This window comes from Flavobacterium ajazii (assembly GCF_010614725.1).
In the GTDB taxonomy this organism is placed as follows: Bacteria; Bacteroidota; Bacteroidia; order Flavobacteriales; family Flavobacteriaceae; genus Flavobacterium; species Flavobacterium ajazii.
Genome location: NZ_JAAEHL010000009.1, coordinates 166,931 through 185,065, shown reverse-complemented (window position 1 = coordinate 185,065; position 18,135 = coordinate 166,931). Strand labels below are relative to the sequence as shown.

The window sequence follows — 18,135 nt, the reverse complement described above, 5'->3', positions numbered from 1 at the left end:
AACTATTATTTTACCTTTTTGTAAAAAAAAATGAAAAATCGATAGTACTTTTTTACTCTTTAGTTGTTCTATATTAAAAAAAGAATAACATAATGAGAGAAATTTTCCATTTATCAACCCTGGCAATTAAAAAGAAGCTAAAGATTTTGAAAGAGGATGAAAAAGTCCTTTTGAAATCTTTAAGAAAAGAAAACTCTATTTCAAAGAAAACTGATTTTGAAAACATCGTAAAAAAAATATCAGATTATGCTTTGATAGACAAAGAGGAAGCCTGGAGGTCTATTGTGAACAGAACATCACAACAAAATCCTGTACCAGTTTATGAATCCGGGCGACGTTCCTGGTATAAATATGCAGCAGCAGCTTCTTTGGTTTTGCTCTTTTCTGTTTCTTATTTTTTGGTTACTAAGAACAATACTTCTGTTAAGAAAAATGAAGTTGTCAATACAATAATTGAAATAGGGAAAGACAAAGCGACTTTAACGCTTGAAGATGGATCTGTTGTGGATTTGGAAAAAGACAGTATTTATAAAAACAGCAATGCAAGCAGTAATGGTAAACGTATTGTTTATAATTCCGGAAACCAGTTTACAGCCTCAAACATTTTGACCGTTCCAACCGGAGGTCAGTTTAACGTTGAGCTTGCCGATGGAACCCGGGTGTGGCTTAATTCGGAATCAAAATTAAAGTTTCCGGTAGCATTCAAAGACGGAGAGACAAGACAGGTTGAACTTATATATGGTGAGGCCTATTTTCAGGTTTCGCATAGTACGGCTCACAAAGGCTCTCATTTTAAAGTGCTTTCAAGAGGTCAAAATGTAGAAGTACTGGGAACCGAATTTAATCTTAAGGCCTATAATGACGAAGAGTCTGTTTATACCACTCTTGTAAATGGTAAGGTAAGTTTATCCAATAAAAATATTACCGGTAAAATACTGCAGCCGGGTCAGCAGTCTGTTACAGATTCAGAGGGGAATACTGCTTTTTATATCAGACAAGTTGATGTCTTTAATGAGGTTTCATGGAAAGAAGGGGTTTTCAGTTTTAATGAAATGAAACTAAAGGATATAATGAAAGTATTGTCAAGATGGTACGATGTAAAAGTGGTTTTCAAAAAAACTGAAAATGAAAATGTACTAATCAACGGAATTTTAGATAAAGACCAGAAAATAGAAGAGATTTTAACAATTATTAGTAACACAAACAAGATACCATATGAGATAAACCAAAAGACAATTATTTTTAAATAAGTCTTTGATAACAAGGAAAAGCGGTTCGGATCTGCAAAATACTAACCGGCTTTTCCTGTGATAAGGCTTAGAATTAACAGAAGATTAATCAAAAACCAAAACCAAATTTATGGAAATTAATTTTACCAGTGCTTTTTTATGCCAGAAAAAAAGCATAGTTAACTACATTATGAAAGCAGTTATTATTTTTTTATCCTTTATTTTATTCAGTTTTACGCCTGAAAATGTATTGTCGCAAAACGCTAAAATTGTAATTAAAAATAACTGTTCCCTGACAGCAAATCAGGTGTTTGATTTAATAAAACAGCAAACCAAATACAGATTTGCATACCGTTCGGATATGTTTAATAACCTGCCAAAAGTACATCTTGAAAAAGGGACTTTGACATTAGGAACACTTTTAAACAAAACCCTTTCAAACGGCAATTTTAAGTATGAGGAGTCCTCTAATAATACCATTATTATTCAGGAGCTTCCTCCACGAAAAGCGCAACAGCAAGCTCAGCCTGAAATAAAAATTACAGGGAAAATCACCGATTCAAGCGGTCAGCCAGTTCCGGGAATAACCGTATACGTTTCAAGTATAAAACCTAATGGTGATGGCGCAGTGCCAAAGAATTTTGTTATAAGAGGGACAACAACTGATTTTGACGGGACTTTTGCACTTAATGCTGAAGAAGGACACTATATTGTGGTAAGTGGTATCGGTTTTGAACTTTACACAGAACAGATTGTGAAGGATAAAACAGTTTATGCTATAGTTGTGAAAGAAGCAGTAAGCGCACTTGAAGAGGTTATGGTAGTAGGATATGGTACTACCAAAAAGAAAGATTTGACAGGATCAGTAAGTTCAATAACTTCGGAAGATATTCAACAAATAAAAACCCAAACTATTGACAATGCTCTGGTTGGTAAATTACCGGGCGTTAATGTGTCGAGTAGAGGCGGAGCGCCGGGAACGGGTGCAAGTGTAAATATCAGAGGTTTAACGCAAATTAGGGGCGATAACCAGCCTTTGTATGTTATTGACGGAACTCCTGTTAGTATTACGCCTAATTCAGAAAGTTTAGGACTTATCAATTACGGATCAAGAGAAAATCCATTATTAGCAATAAATCCAGATGATGTGGAGCGTATCGATGTTTTGAAAGATGCATCGGCCGCGGCTATTTACGGTTCAAGGGCCGCAAACGGGGTTATCATCGTAACCACCAAAAGAGGAAAAAGAAACCAGGCACCAAGATTTTCATTCAATGCATCAAGCACCTTTCAGAATCCGGTAAAAATGTATGACTACCTTTCAGCCGAGGAGTATATAAAGTTTTCTAAAGAAAAAGCCCAAGATTATTTAAATGCTTACCCGGAGGTATACTGGCCGTATTTTCCGCAGCAGTATGCCATTGTAAACAATCCTGATACATATTTTGGAAAGGCCAATACCGACTGGCAGGATCTTATTACCAATAAAAATGCATTATGGACACAATACAGCTTTAATGTAAATGGAGGAAGCGAAAGAGTAAGCTATATGATGTCAGCCGGAATTTCTGATCAGGAAGGGGTGATGATAGAAAATGATTTCAAGCGTTATACCTTCAGCACAAATCTGGATGTTAATGTCACCGATTCTTTCAAGGTGGGAGGATCTGTAAACTATAATTATTCAGTAAACAAAAATAAATTGTTTACCTCTCTGGATCTTGGAAGCTTCAGACCGGACCTTCCCGCTTATAATGAAGACGGGTCTTATTCGACTTACATGGGAAGTTATGGAGAACAATATACTATGTTAGGAGATGCCATGCAGACCAGAAAAAAAGCCCTGTCAAAGAATTTGATCGGATCGATTTATGGAGAGGTGCGCATTATAGACGGCCTTAAATTTAAATCCCAGCTGAATGCTTCTGTGAATTCAGATGAATCAAATCAGTTCAGCACTTCAAAAAGCTCGGTAGCAATACTGCAAGGGGCTTATTACGGACGTCCGGGCGCTAGACTAGCTGTGCAGCGCAATGAAGGCTGGACTACAGCTTTCGAAAACACTTTAAGCTATAATAAGACCATAAGGGAAGATCATAGAATTGATGCCGTTGCCGGCGTTTCTTGGAACCGTACCCGTTATGATGCGGAATCCCAAAATTACAGAGGTTTTCCAGATGACAATGTTTTGACCAATATCGGATCAGCTACCTATATTGATGCCGGAGACAGCGAAAGTCTGGAACAGGGATTGAACTCTATTTTTGGGAGAGTAAATTACAGCTACAAGTCAAAATATCTGGCTACCTTTACAGCCAGAAGGGATGGCTCTACCAAGTTTGGACCGGACAGCCGATACGGATTCTTCCCGTCTGGAGCATTGGCATGGAACATGCACAATGAAGATTTTATGAAAGAGGTGTCTTTTATCAATCAGTTAAAAGTAAGGGCATCAATGGGTAGGACAGGATCGGATAATCTTCCGTCATTTACCTATCTGGCTTATTACCAGTCTCTTGAAAATGGGGATTCTGTCTATGACGGTGTGAATGGTATTGCAGTTACAGGCGTGCCAAACTCAAGCATTAGATGGGAGCAGACCGATCAGCTGGACTTGGGGCTTGATTTCAGCCTTTTTAATAACAGAGTCACTGGGGAGGCGGTTTATTTCGAAAAAAACACTTCTGGCATCATTTTATTTGCCCCTCTTCCTTATGAAACCGGTTCTGTGAGCTGGAACACCAATGTTGCTGATGTTTCCAATAAAGGATGGGAGTTTCTGATCGGAGTTGATATCATCAGAAATAAAAACTTCAGATGGAATTCTTCTTTCAATATTTCCACAGTAAAAAATAATGTAGATAATTTATACGGGGCAAATGCAGGATCCCAGACAGTACTGCAGGGACAGCCTCTTGGGGTTATTACGGGATATGATGTGGTTAAGATTGCGCAGAGCCAGGATGAAATCACGGCTCTTAACACGGCTGCAGGCGGAATTTATCAAAGCACATTGACGCAACCTGGAGATTATATTTTTAAAGATATTAACGGTGACGGAAAAATCACTACTTCAGACCGAGGGCCGATTGGGGATATCAATCCTGATTATTTCGGAGGGTGGAACAATAGCGTGAACTATAAAAACTGGGATTTCACGATGAACTGGAACTTCTCGCAGGGGGCACAAAGGCAGTATGAGAAGATTTCTAACCTATATACTGTAAATCCTTTCACCAATCCTACCCGTGAGGTCTTTGACACGTGGACAGCAGAGAATCCAAATGCTTCTTATGCCAGATACGGTTCGCCGACGCATGGTTATATAGCGACTTCAAGATCGGTTTCAGATGCTTCCTACATTAAGCTGCGTTCGGCTTCTATTGGCTATAATCTGCCAAGCAGCATATTTAAAAACACGGGCCTTTCTAAAGTGCGATTGTCTTTAAGCGGAAATAACCTGATTACGATTACTGATTATCCGGGACTTGATCCGGAAGATGTAATCTCGACTTCTTTCGCCAACAGATCGGCTGGTTTTTCAAGCGACAACGGAAGATCTTATCCAAACATCAGAACTTTTACATTTTCTTTAAATGTTGCTTTCTAATTCATAGTAAATAATTGTAAAAAAGACAGAAATGAAAAATTTAAAATATATATACCTTGGTTTAGTAAGTGCTGCCATGCTTACTGCTGCTTCCTGCCAGCTGACAGAAGAATTAGACGATTACACCCCTCCATATGCCCTTGATGCGGAGACTGCCATTAATAACGAAGCGTCGGCAGAATTAGCGCTGACAGGAGCCTATGCGGCCTTCAGGCAGAAAAGCCTTGGAGGTGCCTTCCCCTTGTTTTACATATTGCCGGATATCATGAGCGGCTACAGCGGTAATGGTATTGTCAGTACAGGTCCAGAACCCTTGGGCTGGGCAGCCAATAATCCCATTGCGGCGGGAGCTTCCGATACAAAGAACATTTATGCAGGGCTGTACGATTTGATTAACCGAACCAACTGGCTGATAGAGAAAGTGACCCCGCTTGATCAAAGCGTTTTCCCTACAGCAGGCAGAAAGGAACAGATTTTGGCCGAAGCAAAAATCCTAAGGGCGATGGGGCATTTTTATCTGCTCCGAACCTTTGGACAGTTTTATGATGTGAATTCGGAATTCGGGGTTCTAGTGAGAACATCACCGGTAAAAAATTCAGATATCAGTCCGCGAAATACGGTTGCAGAAACCTATGCGGCGATAATTTCAGACCTGGATGAGGGAATTGCGAATGCACCGGCGCTTAGAAGCAAAAAATATTCTAACAAAAGTTTTGCAAAAGCATTCAAAGCAAGGGTGTTGCTTTACAAAGGAGATTATGCAAATGCTGTCACACTATGTCAGGACGTAATTGCAAATGGAGGAGCTAACTTTAAGCTGGAGCCGACTTATGGAGCTATTTTTGACCAGCATGATTCAGCGGTTATTTTTACCAGCACGGAAATTCTCTTCGGAACTCCAGGGGAAACTGGCGCAGGCTTGGGACTAGGGAACTATTACAGCGGACTATTTACTACCATTTCTCCGGTATATAAAAGTGCCATTGCAGCAAGCATGACAGTGGGGTCGCAAACTATTACCTATGATAACTCGAGAACTGCAGTTTTTGTTTTAAATGCTTCTTATGGAGGGTATTACACTACAAAATACAGGTCTTATTTTACGACTGGAACTAATGAAATGTTTTACCATATGCGTATGGGGGAAGTATACCTGATTCTTGCCGAAGCCATCGCGCGAGCTAACAATGCGGTTACCCCTGAAGCGCTTACGGCATTAAACACGATCAGAACCAGAGCAGGAGCCGCAGCTTCGGCGGGTAATGGTTTTGTAACCTATCCTAGCACCATTTCTTTAGCCCAGTTTCTAACGGCGGTTCGTTTTGAAAAATTAGCGGAACTTCATGCCGAAGGCGGAGAGACCTGGTTTGATCTGGTAAGATATGATTATGCTGACGGTTTTGGAACCGGTTTTAAAGTTTCAGATGTAAAAGCGACAGCAACAGATTCTGATAAGTTTATTCTTCCGATACCAACAGAATCTATCGATGCGGGAAATAATGTAATTAAGCAGAATCCATCCTACTAAACTTTAGGAATACAGATCAGAGAAGCTTGATTTTCCTCTGCAGGCTTCTCTGATCTTCCCCTTTTATTTCAAATTTAAAAAAAAAAATAAGAATTTACCTATTTGTTAATAGGCGAACGGCATAAGCCATGTCATTTAATCAAGGCATTAAAAAGACAATAACTACAAATATTTAATCAACAAAAAATGAAAAAAGTCACAATTGTAATAGTAATGTTATTGATGCTTCCAAGGCTAAACGCGCAGGGAATATCTTTTGAGCACGGTACGTTTAAGGAAGCATTGGCAAAAGCAAAAGCAGAAAAAAAACTGCTTTTTATGGATTGTTTCACCACTTGGTGCGGTCCCTGCAAAAAGATGGCCAAAGAGATTTTTCCGCAGCAGACAGTCGGTGAATATATCAATGCCAATTTTGTCAGTGTGAAGATGGATATGGAGAAAGGGGAAGGGATTGAACTGACCAAAACCTACAGCGTAAGCGCTTACCCGACACTGCTTTTTATAGATGCTGACGGCAAAGTGGTACACAGGAGCACAGGAGCGGGAACGGCGGAAGAGTTTATAGAGCAGGCAAAGATTGCATTTGATCCGACTAAACAGGTCAGCTATCTGGAAAAGCAGTACCAGTCAGGGAAACGTGATTTGGCAACTGTTGCCCAATATGTGAAGGCACTTTATGCGGCCTATAATCTGGAAGCCCTAAAAAAAGTGGGAGCCGAGGTGATACCGGCAATGACTCCTGAACAGTATTTGACAGAGGATGGTTTTACGGTAATCGGCTATGCGGGAATTGAATTCAAAAGCAAAGCGTACAATTATCTGATCAAAAATAAACAGGCTTTTATTGATAAGCCCTATATCGGCGCAAAGACTTTTGAATATGTGATCGGCACTTCGACTTCAAATTATCTAAAAGAGACTGCTGCTAAAAAGACATTGGCAGAATTGGATAAAGCTGTTGCCGAGACAGAAAAAGATTTTGTTTCCCCTCAGCAGGAGCTGATCATAAATTACTATTACGGCCAGCACTATTTGGCGCAGAAACAATATGATAAATGGTTTGAATTCAGCAAGCAGAAAGCAGATGAAATGTTTGCCAAAAAACCTAAGGAAGCCCTGTCGTCCTATATCAATACCGCATACAGCGTAACGGTGAATCCTGATTTGGAAAAGGCGGGACTTGAGCAAAAGGCCATTGCAATGGTGGAAAATGTTAAGGATGCTGATCCCGAATCGCTGCCGATAAATTTTTGTCTGGCAAGTCTGTATCTAAAAACAAAAAATAAAGGCAAGGCTTTGGAAAACATAAACGCTTTCATCAAAAAATCCGAAGCAAAAGGTGAAGCTCCCAGTTCAAGGGTAATTGATCTTAAATCCAAAATTGAAAATTTATAGGGTAAGGTAATTTAAAATAAATGAATATGAAATGTTTAGATTTAATTAGAACAACTTTTTTATGTTTGCTTTTCCAAGGTTTCGCAAATGAATGTCAAGCGCAGGGAAAATTTAAAATTGACGGGACTGCAACAGGGTTAAGTGATGGGAAAATTTATGTTTTCCTTGGAAAGAAAATAGACTCTGTACAGGTTACCAAAGGAAAGTTTCAGATCAGCGGAGAACTCGAAGAGCCAGTTGAGTTTATTGCGGTTGCAAAACATTCTGATCAGAGAAAATTGGTCAAGGGCACTTGTGCAACACTTTACATAGAACCGGCATCGATGACTTTACAGTTAAACGGTTCAGATTTTGCCGCTGCAAAACTCAAAGGATCCAAATCACAGGATGATGTCTACAGGTACAATGCCATTACAGATAAAATTATTTTAAAATATAAGAAAGAGCAGGATCATTTTGATGCTGTGAGAAAGAAATACAATGATGCTGCTGCGGCTAAAAAGAGCCAGGAAGAGCTCGAAGCAATTAAAGAGGAAGACCAGAAAGCCAGAGTAGCCCTGGAGCCAATGTATAAGGAATACCAAAATGCGTCTGTAGGATTTATGAAAGAAAACCCTATGTCCTATTACAGCATGCATTTATTGATATCCAACAGCAGATTTTTAAGTTACGATGAAGCGGCGGCATTTTATAAAACTTTCAATCCATTATACAAAAAAAGTGTACTGGCTAAGGAATTGGAAGCTGATATAGAGAAAATGAAGAAGGGGGTTGCAGGAGCGCAGGCAGGAACTTTCAATACAGTAGATATTAATGGAAAACCAATAAAGCTGGATGATTTTAAGGGGAAATACCTGCTGGTGGATTTCTGGGCTTCCTGGTGTGTGCCATGCCGAAAAGGAAATCCGCATCTGCTGAAATTATATGCCCAGTACAAGCCTAAAGGACTTGAAATATTAGGTGTTTCTGATGATGACAAAGATCATGACAAATGGAGAAAAGCGGTGGAAAAAGACGGGATTGGAGTTTGGAGGCATGTACTTAGAGGCCTGCAGTACAAAGAAGGAACTTATGAAAGGATAAATATTGACAAAGATATCAGCGAAGGCTACAACATTCACGTGCTGCCAACCAAAATTTTGGTGGATCCCAACGGAATTGTTGTAGCAAGATATGACGGAGGTGAAGAAGATGATAAAAAAATGGATGCTGATCTGGCTGCCATTTTCAGCGGAAAATAATGGGTGATACTAAGATAAGTGATGCTGTCAACAGCAGTTATTGCAATAAAAAATAAAATAATGAGAAGGCTTTTTGCATTAATAATGCTGTTTTACGCTCTCAGCAGTACAGCACAGGTTTACAATCCTGTAAAATGGACAACAAGTGCGGTCAAAGTTTCTGAAAATGAATATGATTTAGTAGTAAAAGCAGCTGTTGAGAAAGGGTGGCATTTGTATTCTCAGACTGTTCCGCCAGATGGTCCTTTGCCTACAAAATTTACATTTGACGGAAAAGGGGATTATTTAAAAAAAGGAAACACGAAAGAGGAGGAAGGACATATAGTTGATGACAAAATCTTTAACATGAAAATTAAATATTTTGAAAGTAAAACCATTTTTAAACAAAGAGTTCAACTGAAAAATAAAGCCGCAAAGCAGATCAAATCTTCAGTAGAATTTATGGCCTGCGACGACTCAAAATGCCTGCCTCCTAAATCTGTTGAACTTATTTTTAAGCTTAAATAAAACTACTAAAAGAAGGTTTCTCTATGTTTCAATTTTTATTTTGAATTAGTAAGCAAAAAAAATGATCTAACAGAAAACCTAATGAAAGAGCTGTGAAAACAGCTCTTTTAAAGCAGAAAAACAGAAACTATACAAATGTGTTCAATATGAATATTTTAAAAAAATATCTTTTTATTACGCTTTTAGGATTCGCTGCAAAAACATACAGTCAGAATCCTGATACGGCCTTCCTTAAAAAAGTACAGAAAGCTGCTGCTTCACTTTCTGTAGAAAAACCTCAAAATTCCGATCCTGTTTCTGTCAATTCACAACTGATCTGGAATAAAGACAAAAGCCGGCTTGCAGTTATCATAAAAGCAAATATACTTTCAGGCTGGCACATATATGCTTATGTTCCCGCAGACCAGCCATACATCAAAACAGATATAGTATTGGAGCTTCCGGAAGGTATAACACCATTGGAAGAATGGACAAAACCAAGTGCCTATCCGTACGAAGACAACATATTTATTTATGAAGGAGAAATTGTTTTTACACGAATCTTTACTGTAAATAACCCCGAAAAGGATGCTGTGATTACAGTCGGACTTTTTTACCAGACCTGTGATTTGAGGCAATGTTTGCCACCACGAAATAAAACAAAAGAATTAAAATTAAAATCGTAATACCATGATAAAACAAATTATAAAAGGAACAGTACTGGTTCTGATACTGTTTTGTATTCCGGCTTTTGCTCAGGAGATAAAAAAAGAGAATTTGTCGGTTCTTTATGTAGGATACGATCCTGCCGTACCAGCGGATGAAAAAATAATTAGTTCACCTACGGGAAATGGAGGAATGACTCCTGAACGTTTTAAAGAAGAACTTAAGACCAGATTTGGTGCTTTTGAAACGTATCTGAAAAAATATTTTGCAAAAGTAAAATCAGTTGATGCCAGAAGCTATACTGCAGATCTCTCTGCCCAATATGATGTGACTATTTTCGATCAGAACATTAATCCGTGGGAAAAAATGCAGACTACTCCTAAATACAAACCGGCAAAATATTTAAAAGAAGACTTCGATTTTCCAACCATTTTTATTGGTCATACAGCTCCTGTAATGGGCGGTAGTATAGGTTTAAAAATAGACTGGCTGTGTTTATGCCTGGATGCCGAGGCGCATCATTTAAAGAATGAACATCCTATTTTTAAAGGTCCTTTTCCGGTAAGTCTTACCATGGTTACAAAACCAACACCAGAAGGAATTTTTCATTATCCATCTGGAAAAAATGTACCAAAAGAAATTCCGATGTGGCGTGTTCAGACAGAAGGTTATGCAGAAGGAAAAGGGTATCGTGTCGGAATGGTATCCAGAGGCGAAGGTTTTCTGGATTCACCTGACGCCGAATATATTTCGAGTGGTGTAAATTCAAAAGATGTTGGAGCAGTAGCCATCGGACGTCATGGAAATTTCCTTCTATGGGGATTTTCAGCGTCACCGGATTATATGACCGATGAAGCAAAACAGGTTTTTGCCAATGCCGTAGTGTATATTAATAAATTTAAAGGACAAAAGCCAATTGTCCGAAAATACAATGATAAAATTGCAACAAAAAGCGCTGCAGATGCTATAATTGGAGGTCTTAACACTGAATCTTTCGAAAAGTATAAAGAATACATGGTTAGTCTTAATTTACAGCAGGAAAAAACGGTCAGCGAACTATCAGCAAAAAAGGCAAAAGGCGAAAAATTGTCCGAAATGGAACAAGCTATTTTGTCAGTACAGTCAAAACCTATTGCTATTCCGACATGGGAAGCATACGTAAAACAAACGGCACAGAATTTTTATAAGCCGGAGTATGTAAAAAATGTAGACAAACTAAAAAAATACCTTACTGAAAACAGAAAGTACCTGTATTCTGAGCCGGACGATTTCTATTCTTTAAAAATTGATGAAGATGCCAAAAAGTTAGGGATCGAGAACGAAGACAAACAAATTTTAAAACATTGTATAGACCTTTTAAACAAAGGAAAAGATACTGAAACAGCTTCACGCTTACTTTTGCGCTACACCGGAATGGAAAAGAGTGCTCAGGAATGGCAGCAATGGTACAATGAGAACTCTTCTAAACTGTTTTTTACAGAAGCGGGCGGTTTCAAATGGCTGGTAGACACAACCGATAAAAGTTTGGGTTTAAAGTAGTCTGCAGTCACAAATTATTTCTAATCAATTAATCAAAAAATGAAAAACAAATTCATATTGAGTATCTGTGCATTCACTTTTCTTAATGTACTGACAGCTCAGAACAATCCAAACTTTAAAAAAGTAAAAGAGCTTGGAGGTATAGAAGAATATACTTTTGAGCCAAACGGACTTAAAGTACTTCTGCTTAAGGATAATTCATCGCCGGTGGTTACCGTACAAATTGTATATCGCGTTGGATCAAAACACGAAGTATTAGGAAATACGGGATCAACACATCTTTTGGAGCACTTAATGTTTAAAGGAACTCCGACTTTCAATAAAAAGAGCGGTACAAGTATAACAGATTTGCTTCAAAACACCGGAGCACAGTTAAATGCTACGACCTGGAATGACCGAACCAATTATTTTGAAACATTGCCAAGTGATAAAATCGAACTGGCCATGCATATCGAATCGGACAGAATGCGAAATTCACTTCTCACGAAAGAAGACAAAGATGCAGAAATGACGGTGGTAAGAAATGAATTTGAGCGTGGTGAAAACGACCCTAACAGTTTATTAGGTAAAGAAATATGGGCTTCAGCTTATATTGCACATCCGTATCACCATTCTACAATCGGATGGAAATCAGATATTGAGAAAGCGCCAATTGAGGTTCTGCGTAATTTTTATAATACTTACTACTGGCCCGATAATGCAACTTTGACGATTATTGGAGATTTTAATAAAGAAAATACTTTTAAGTTAATTGAACAGTATTTCGGTAAGATTACCAAAGCTCCACATACAATGCCACAGCCTTATACGGAAGAACCTGTTCAGTACGGCCCTCGTAAAATTGTAGTCAAAAAGCCGGGACAGCTTGGTGTTATCAATAAAGCATTCAAAATTCCGGGTGCTCTGCATGAAGATTTGCCTGCTTTGAATGTTTTAAGTGAAATTATCGGAGCAGGACCTTCGGCAATTTTAAACAAAACTTTTGTAGATACGGGCTTGGGAATCTATGCGTATGCGAGCGCGACAAATTTTAAAGAAGTTGGTCTTTTTACGATTGGAGTAGGTTTTTCAACAACTTCAAAGCATGAAGATATTGATGCCAAGATAACTGAAGTAATTACCAATCTTCAGAAAAATGGCGTTACTCAGGAAGAAGTAAATCGTGTCATCGCAAAAATCAGCGCTCAGACAATTTTAGGACGAGACGGTTCTGGAGTAGTTGCTTCAGAATTAACAGAAGCAATCGCAGCAGGCGACTGGACAGATTATGTCACCGGAATAGAAAGGCTTAAAAAAGTGACTCCTGAAGATGTTTTGCGTGTAGCACAAAAATATTTAGTGGAAGACCAAAGTACAACGGGTTATTTTGTACCGAAGATGCCGGGTGCAAATCCGGGACAGCAGGTTTCGGATGCAGCCAAGCTTACAGCAGAAAACGGTCCGTATTATTTCAGGCATCCTGAACATGATGGACACGAAGAAAGCACTCCTGCTGAGAGACTTCAGTCAGAAAGTAAAAACTTTCAGGTTCAGGAATATGATCAGATTGCAACTGAAAAAGGTGCATCTGTTTATAAAAGAGAAAAAGTTGTGGGAATTGATGTGGTTTCTGTAAAAACTTCTGCTAAAGATTTTGTGACAGTTTCGGCTAGTATTTCATTAGGAAATTATGTAAACGAAAATAAAAACACTATGCTTCCTGCACTCACGGCAGCCATGCTTTCGAAAGGAACAAAAGTAAACGACAAATTTAAGTTTTCTGAAAAATTAGAAAAACTGGGTGTGAATTTAAGTGTTTCGGCAAATTCAACTAAGGTGTCAATTGGTTTTAAATGCTTAAAAAAAGATTTAGATCAGGTAATTACTTTGCTTGCAGAAGAGCTTCGTCATCCTTTATTTGATAGTAAAGAGTTCGAAAATTTAAAACAGCAGTCTATTGGAAACGGACAGCAGAGTTTAAATGATCCGGCGCAAAGAGGTTCAACAGCTTTGTTACAGTCGATATACCCAAATGATAATCCAAATTATGAAGTGGGGACAGAAGCAGAGATTGTTCTTATAAAAAATACTACTCTTGATGATGTGAAGACATTTCATGCTAAATATTTTGGACCTGCATCTATGCATTTAGTAATTGCGGGAGATGTAGAAGGGGCAAACTTAAACATTTCGCTAAAAAAAGCATTTAAAAACTGGAGTGGAGGTGTATCGGGTAATCTTAAATTTAACGATGTAACCAAAGCAGCTGCAAAAACAGAAGTTGTTACAATCCCTGAAAAGCCTAGTGCCGAATTGTTTATAGGACAGTACACAGGACTTAAAAGAGCAGATGCTGATTTTATTCCGTTTTACATTGGGACTTATACATTAGGTGCCGGTTTTGCAGGACGTCTGATGCAGACCGTTCGTGATAATGATGGTTTAACGTATAATATTACTTCTTCGGTAGGCGGAAATTCGCTAACAGGCGGCTACTGGTATGTAAACGCTTCGTTTAACCCGGCTTTATTTCAAAGAGGACTTGATGCTACAATGGTTCAGATTAAAAAATGGGTTAATGAGGGAATTACTCAGGATGAATTGACCAATAAGAAATCGAATATTATTGGAAGTTTTAAAGTAGGAATGTCTACCACATCAGGAATTACCAAAACAATTTTAAGTTTTGTAGAAAGAGGACTTTCACCTGACTATATCGAACAATATCCAAAGGATGTAGAAAAAGTAACACTTGATGAGGTTAATAATGCCATCAAAAAATATGTAAAACTGGATAAAATGATTATTGTTAAATCAGGTTCTCTTGACAAAGACGGCAATCCTTTAAAATGATTTTAATACAGTCTTTCGATTTCAATTACTCATACTTCTTTTTTGAAAGACTTAAAAGAGCTGTTTAGCGACAGCCCTTTTTAATTTTTGCATTATGAAAAAGGAAATACGTTCGTCTATAGACATATCAAATCCTTCAGAAGAGCTGTTCGCTTATTTGCTTTCTTTTAATCCGGCTTCTGTGTTAGGGGAACTTTGGTTTATGCCAGAAGCAGATACTACTTTTTTTAAGAAAGTATCAACAAAAATAGGAAGCGAAAAAATGATTTATTTTAAAGATGATTCAACTGCTGTTTACCAATTGTTCGATTTTGTAGACGGAACTTCATTTTCCGTTCATATTGGTGATTTCAGTTCTGACCGACTTAAATTTCTGGATGCAATGCGCTGTCATTATTCTTTTTCAAAATCAAAATCAGGTTTAATTAAAGCTGAATTGTGTTTTGAGTTTAAAATTAATTCCAGGTTATGGACACTGCTATTTGATTTTTTATTTCTGCGAAAATTGCAAAAAAGACTGGATAAGGTATTGGCGGAAGGAGTAAAAGAGATTATGAATTAATTTATTATTCAGAATAGGGATTTCATCTTCATAATATAGATATACAAAACAATAAACGAGGCTGTCACATGGCAGCCTCGTTTATTTTATAAATTCTTTAATCCAAAGATTTTTCTTTTGAAGATGTATAAGTCTGCAATGCAACAGAACTTATAATAAAAAGTATTCCAACATAAAATGAAGTGTTTACGGATTTACTTTCATTAAAAAAGAGAAAAGCGATTACAATTGCATATATCGGTTCGAGATTAAAAGTAAGATTAACGGTAAAGGCCGGAATTTTTTTTAATACTTCGGCAAATAATACATAGAGCCCAACAGTACAAAATAATGCCAGCAGAATCAGGTAAATGGTGTCACTTAGGTTAGGAATGACAGTTTCTACAGGAAAAAAGTAAAGATAAAAAGGCAGTAATAGTAAGAGAAAAGCCGAACCGCTAATCATTTGATAATAATTTATTAGTCTGCTGTCATAAAATTGTACGAGCCTTTCATTATAAATAGTATAAAGAGCCGCAAAAGCAGAGGAAATCACGCCCAGTATAATACCCAGCTGATAAGAAGTATCAAAATGAAATATAAGACTAATACCAGCCAGCGTGAGAGCACTAAGCAATAATTCTGTAAATCTGAATTTGGTACGGTCAATTATAGGTTTGAATACAGCTGTAAAAAAACTGGTCAGACAGTAGCAGATTACACCAATCGAAATATTGGAATACTTGATACTGGCGTAAAAAAATACCCAGTGAACAGTAATTAATATTCCGATTGTGCCAATAGATTTTTTTTCGCTGTTGGTTGTATCATTGCTGATTTTCAAAAACCGGACAATAATAAATAATATCACTGCCGAAAAGAGAACCCTGTAGAATGTTAATAACCCTTCGTTAAGAGTTATAAGTTTACCAAATACACCAGTGAATCCTGCCAGAAATACAGCAAGATGTAATAAGAAATAAGAATTTTTCATGAATTTTTTGTGCCAATTAAGGCAGATTTTAATATTATCAAATAAGCATACAAAACCTTTAGGCTAATGTGCTGAAAGTATGCTCTGTTAAATCAGGAGATACTATTAAAATCAAGGAGGAGGAAGACAGCCTTTTCTATTCATAGCAACAAATATAATTCTAAAAATTACAACAGCTAATGATATAAATTGATTTATTCTTTTTTTAACTTCCTTTAGAAGCTATTCTGAGTTGTTAAAACTGCATTACAAGCCCGCATCCAATCTGTTTTCCATTGTAAAAAGGTGTAATTAAAGAAGAAACCTTATTCTCTTTTGAAGGAAAGAGTTTTTTAGTATAAGGATAGAGCCAGTAAGCAGCTTTGGTACTCAAAATTCCGATTCCGACACCTGCGGCAACATCTGTAAGCCAGTGGCGATTGTTGTACATTCTGAACAATCCTGTTCCGGTAGCCACAATATAACCGCTTATACCATACCAGACAGACTGGTCTTTATATTCCTGATATAAAAATTCGGCTCCCATAAAAGCTGTAGCAGTATGACCGGATGGAAAAGAATTATTGGAGGTACCATCGGGTCTTTCTACATGCGTAATGTTTTTTAAAGCTAAAACGGTAGCGCTCATCATCAAATAAGAACTCGCCAGAATAATAGACCTGTCTTTAAGGTTATGTTTGCCTTCTATACCAAGGGCGTTCAGTCCATACACAGCAGCTGCAGGAGCATATTGAGAAAAATCATCAATTGTAATTTTCTTGTCGATGTCTTCCTGGACTTCTTCTCTTATATCAGAATTATAGCTTTTGAGCTGGTCACTTTCCAGACCAATTACCCCGTAACCTATAAGCAGTCCGGGAACAATTAACTGTTTGTAGTTAAATTTCAGATGCTGAATAGTATCAGCTGTTATAATACTGTCATTGACGGTATGTTGTGCAAACAGAGCAATTGTACCAAGAAAAAATAAAAAAGTCGTCTTGAACATATTCAGTAAAATTAAAACGTTAAACAAAAGCGTAGTTTTGCTTCATAGGTACAATTGAATATGTTAAGAATACAGGACAAAATTCAGAATCAATTTTGAAGAAATTCTGTATTTTCAGACGAAATAGAAAAATTTACAAAAAAAATCCGGATGACCTCCCTTTCAGCTGGGCAGTACATCCGGAAAGCAACCAAATTTAAAAGTTTCAGACCAGTACAGTCAGTGCTCCGGGCAGTATCGAAGCCTGTACAATATTGGATTTCAGGTTATGCTGCTCGCCGTCTATCTGGGCATCGGTAAATATTTTATGTGGCATTTCGATACGGATGTCACGTGTTAAAAAATGCTCTGCTTTTTTAAATTTCTCAATTGAATTTCGAAGGATGTAATACCCCAGAGCTAATTTTTCTGTAAACGAAAGTTCAGGAATCACAACCAGGTCAAGCAGGCCGTCATTCAGGGAAGCTTTTGGTGTCAGACTCATATTGTATCCCATTTCATTTGAATTGGAAATAAAAACCATAAAAGGTTTGCTCACTATGGTTTTTCCGTTAAAAGTGATAACAGCAGGCTGTGTTTTGAATTGTAAACTGGAAGCGATTGTCGCTTTAACATAAGAAGATAATGTTCTTTTGCCTGAACGCTCATATTTTTTTATAATCAAAGCATCAATACCGATTCCTGTATTGCTGATAAAATACTGCTGATTAATTTTTCCTGCATCAATTAAAGCCGTTTTCCCTTTTTTAATAACAGTGGAAGCTTTTTCAAAATCACGCGGAATCTTCAGATTTGACGCCAGCCCGTTTCCTGACCCTGCCGGAATTATTCCCAGTCTGATTTTTGTACCAATTAAGCACGAAGCCACTTCATTAATAGTTCCGTCACCTCCGCACGCAACAATGCAGTCAGGTGCTGATGCTATAGCGGCTTTGGTAAGTTCAATGGCATGTTTTTTATATTTTGTATAATCTACTTTTATTTTATACTCGTCGGCAGAAAAATACTGTTTGATGTAAGAAGTGGAAAGATTATGTTTTCCGGTTCCTGAAATAGGATTTATGATAAAATGGATATACGTCATTA

General features: G+C 37.6%; 13 protein-coding genes. 10 read left to right on the top strand and 3 right to left on the bottom strand.

The window, feature by feature from the left end:
* Window positions 1-92: 92 nt before the first annotated feature.
* From GWR14_RS16940 to GWR14_RS16895, 10 genes are all read left to right on the top strand, one after another.
* Complete coding sequence (locus GWR14_RS16940) at window positions 93-1,250, top strand: FecR family protein (RefSeq protein ID WP_163410262.1); 1,158 nt, start codon at window positions 93-95, stop codon at window positions 1,248-1,250.
* A 109-nt stretch (window positions 1,251-1,359) separates the two neighbouring features.
* The gene (locus tag GWR14_RS16935) at window positions 1,360-4,839 is read left to right on the top strand and encodes a SusC/RagA family TonB-linked outer membrane protein (RefSeq protein ID WP_163410261.1); all 3,480 of its coding nucleotides are present in this window, start codon (window positions 1,360-1,362) and stop codon (window positions 4,837-4,839) included.
* A 31-nt stretch (window positions 4,840-4,870) separates the two neighbouring features.
* On the top strand, window positions 4,871-6,367 hold the full coding sequence (locus GWR14_RS16930; RefSeq protein WP_163410260.1) for a RagB/SusD family nutrient uptake outer membrane protein: 1,497 nt from the start codon (window positions 4,871-4,873) through the stop codon (window positions 6,365-6,367).
* A 186-nt stretch (window positions 6,368-6,553) separates the two neighbouring features.
* Window positions 6,554-7,762 carry a thioredoxin family protein gene (locus GWR14_RS16925; RefSeq protein WP_163410259.1) on the top strand — a complete coding sequence of 403 codons (1,209 nt, stop codon included), beginning with the start codon at window positions 6,554-6,556 and terminating at the stop codon, window positions 7,760-7,762.
* A gap of 26 nt (window positions 7,763-7,788) precedes the next feature.
* On the top strand, window positions 7,789-9,003 hold the full coding sequence (locus GWR14_RS16920; protein WP_163410258.1) for an AhpC/TSA family protein: 1,215 nt from the start codon (window positions 7,789-7,791) through the stop codon (window positions 9,001-9,003).
* Window positions 9,004-9,063: 60 nt separating this feature from the next.
* The gene (locus tag GWR14_RS16915) at window positions 9,064-9,510 is read left to right on the top strand and encodes a protein-disulfide reductase DsbD domain-containing protein (RefSeq protein WP_246236339.1); all 447 of its coding nucleotides are present in this window, start codon (window positions 9,064-9,066) and stop codon (window positions 9,508-9,510) included.
* 146 nt (window positions 9,511-9,656) lie between these two features.
* Entirely contained in the window at window positions 9,657-10,175 is a 519-nt protein-coding gene (locus GWR14_RS16910; RefSeq protein ID WP_163410256.1) for a protein-disulfide reductase DsbD domain-containing protein, read from the top strand.
* A 4-nt stretch (window positions 10,176-10,179) separates the two neighbouring features.
* On the top strand, window positions 10,180-11,694 hold the full coding sequence (locus GWR14_RS16905) for a hypothetical protein (RefSeq protein ID WP_163410255.1): 1,515 nt from the start codon (window positions 10,180-10,182) through the stop codon (window positions 11,692-11,694).
* A gap of 39 nt (window positions 11,695-11,733) precedes the next feature.
* Window positions 11,734-14,526 carry a M16 family metallopeptidase gene (locus GWR14_RS16900; protein WP_163410254.1) on the top strand — a complete coding sequence of 931 codons (2,793 nt, stop codon included), beginning with the start codon at window positions 11,734-11,736 and terminating at the stop codon, window positions 14,524-14,526.
* Between the two features lie 94 nt (window positions 14,527-14,620).
* Window positions 14,621-15,088 (top strand): hypothetical protein, encoded by a 468-nt coding sequence (locus GWR14_RS16895; RefSeq protein ID WP_163410253.1) that lies wholly within the window; start codon window positions 14,621-14,623, stop codon window positions 15,086-15,088.
* 97 nt (window positions 15,089-15,185) lie between these two features.
* Here the strand turns inward: GWR14_RS16895 and GWR14_RS16890 are convergent, their stop codons facing one another.
* The 3 genes from GWR14_RS16890 to GWR14_RS16880 form a co-directional block, all read right to left on the bottom strand.
* Window positions 15,186-16,061 carry a DMT family transporter gene (locus GWR14_RS16890; RefSeq protein WP_163410252.1) on the bottom strand — a complete coding sequence of 292 codons (876 nt, stop codon included), beginning with the start codon at window positions 16,059-16,061 and terminating at the stop codon, window positions 15,186-15,188.
* Between the two features lie 235 nt (window positions 16,062-16,296).
* Window positions 16,297-17,049, bottom strand: a complete 753-nt coding sequence (locus tag GWR14_RS16885; protein ID WP_163410251.1) for a phosphatase PAP2 family protein — start codon at window positions 17,047-17,049, stop codon at window positions 16,297-16,299.
* Window positions 17,050-17,254: 205 nt separating this feature from the next.
* A complete protein-coding gene (locus tag GWR14_RS16880) occupies window positions 17,255-18,133 on the bottom strand; it encodes a diacylglycerol/lipid kinase family protein (protein WP_163410250.1) in 879 nt (292 codons plus the stop codon).
* Window positions 18,134-18,135 lie beyond the last annotated feature (2 nt).

Excerpts from the sequence above, each read along its gene's own strand:
- GWR14_RS16930 (WP_163410260.1), top strand. The coding sequence starts at position 4,871 with ATGAAAAATTTAAAATATATATACCTTGGTTTAGTAAGTGCTGCCATG.
- GWR14_RS16935 (WP_163410261.1), top strand. The coding sequence starts at position 1,360 with ATGGAAATTAATTTTACCAGTGCTTTTTTATGCCAGAAAAAAAGCATA.
- GWR14_RS16915 (WP_246236339.1), top strand. The coding sequence starts at position 9,064 with ATGAGAAGGCTTTTTGCATTAATAATGCTGTTTTACGCTCTCAGCAGT.
- GWR14_RS16890 (WP_163410252.1), bottom strand. The coding sequence starts at position 16,061 with ATGAAAAATTCTTATTTCTTATTACATCTTGCTGTATTTCTGGCAGGA.
- GWR14_RS16895 (WP_163410253.1), top strand. The coding sequence starts at position 14,621 with ATGAAAAAGGAAATACGTTCGTCTATAGACATATCAAATCCTTCAGAA.
- GWR14_RS16885 (WP_163410251.1), bottom strand. The coding sequence starts at position 17,049 with ATGTTCAAGACGACTTTTTTATTTTTTCTTGGTACAATTGCTCTGTTT.
- GWR14_RS16910 (WP_163410256.1), top strand. The coding sequence starts at position 9,657 with ATGAATATTTTAAAAAAATATCTTTTTATTACGCTTTTAGGATTCGCT.
- GWR14_RS16920 (WP_163410258.1), top strand. The coding sequence starts at position 7,789 with ATGAAATGTTTAGATTTAATTAGAACAACTTTTTTATGTTTGCTTTTC.
- GWR14_RS16925 (WP_163410259.1), top strand. The coding sequence starts at position 6,554 with ATGAAAAAAGTCACAATTGTAATAGTAATGTTATTGATGCTTCCAAGG.
- GWR14_RS16940 (WP_163410262.1), top strand. The coding sequence starts at position 93 with ATGAGAGAAATTTTCCATTTATCAACCCTGGCAATTAAAAAGAAGCTA.
- GWR14_RS16900 (WP_163410254.1), top strand. The coding sequence starts at position 11,734 with ATGAAAAACAAATTCATATTGAGTATCTGTGCATTCACTTTTCTTAAT.
- GWR14_RS16905 (WP_163410255.1), top strand. The coding sequence starts at position 10,180 with ATGATAAAACAAATTATAAAAGGAACAGTACTGGTTCTGATACTGTTT.
- GWR14_RS16880 (WP_163410250.1), bottom strand. The coding sequence starts at position 18,133 with ATGACGTATATCCATTTTATCATAAATCCTATTTCAGGAACCGGAAAA.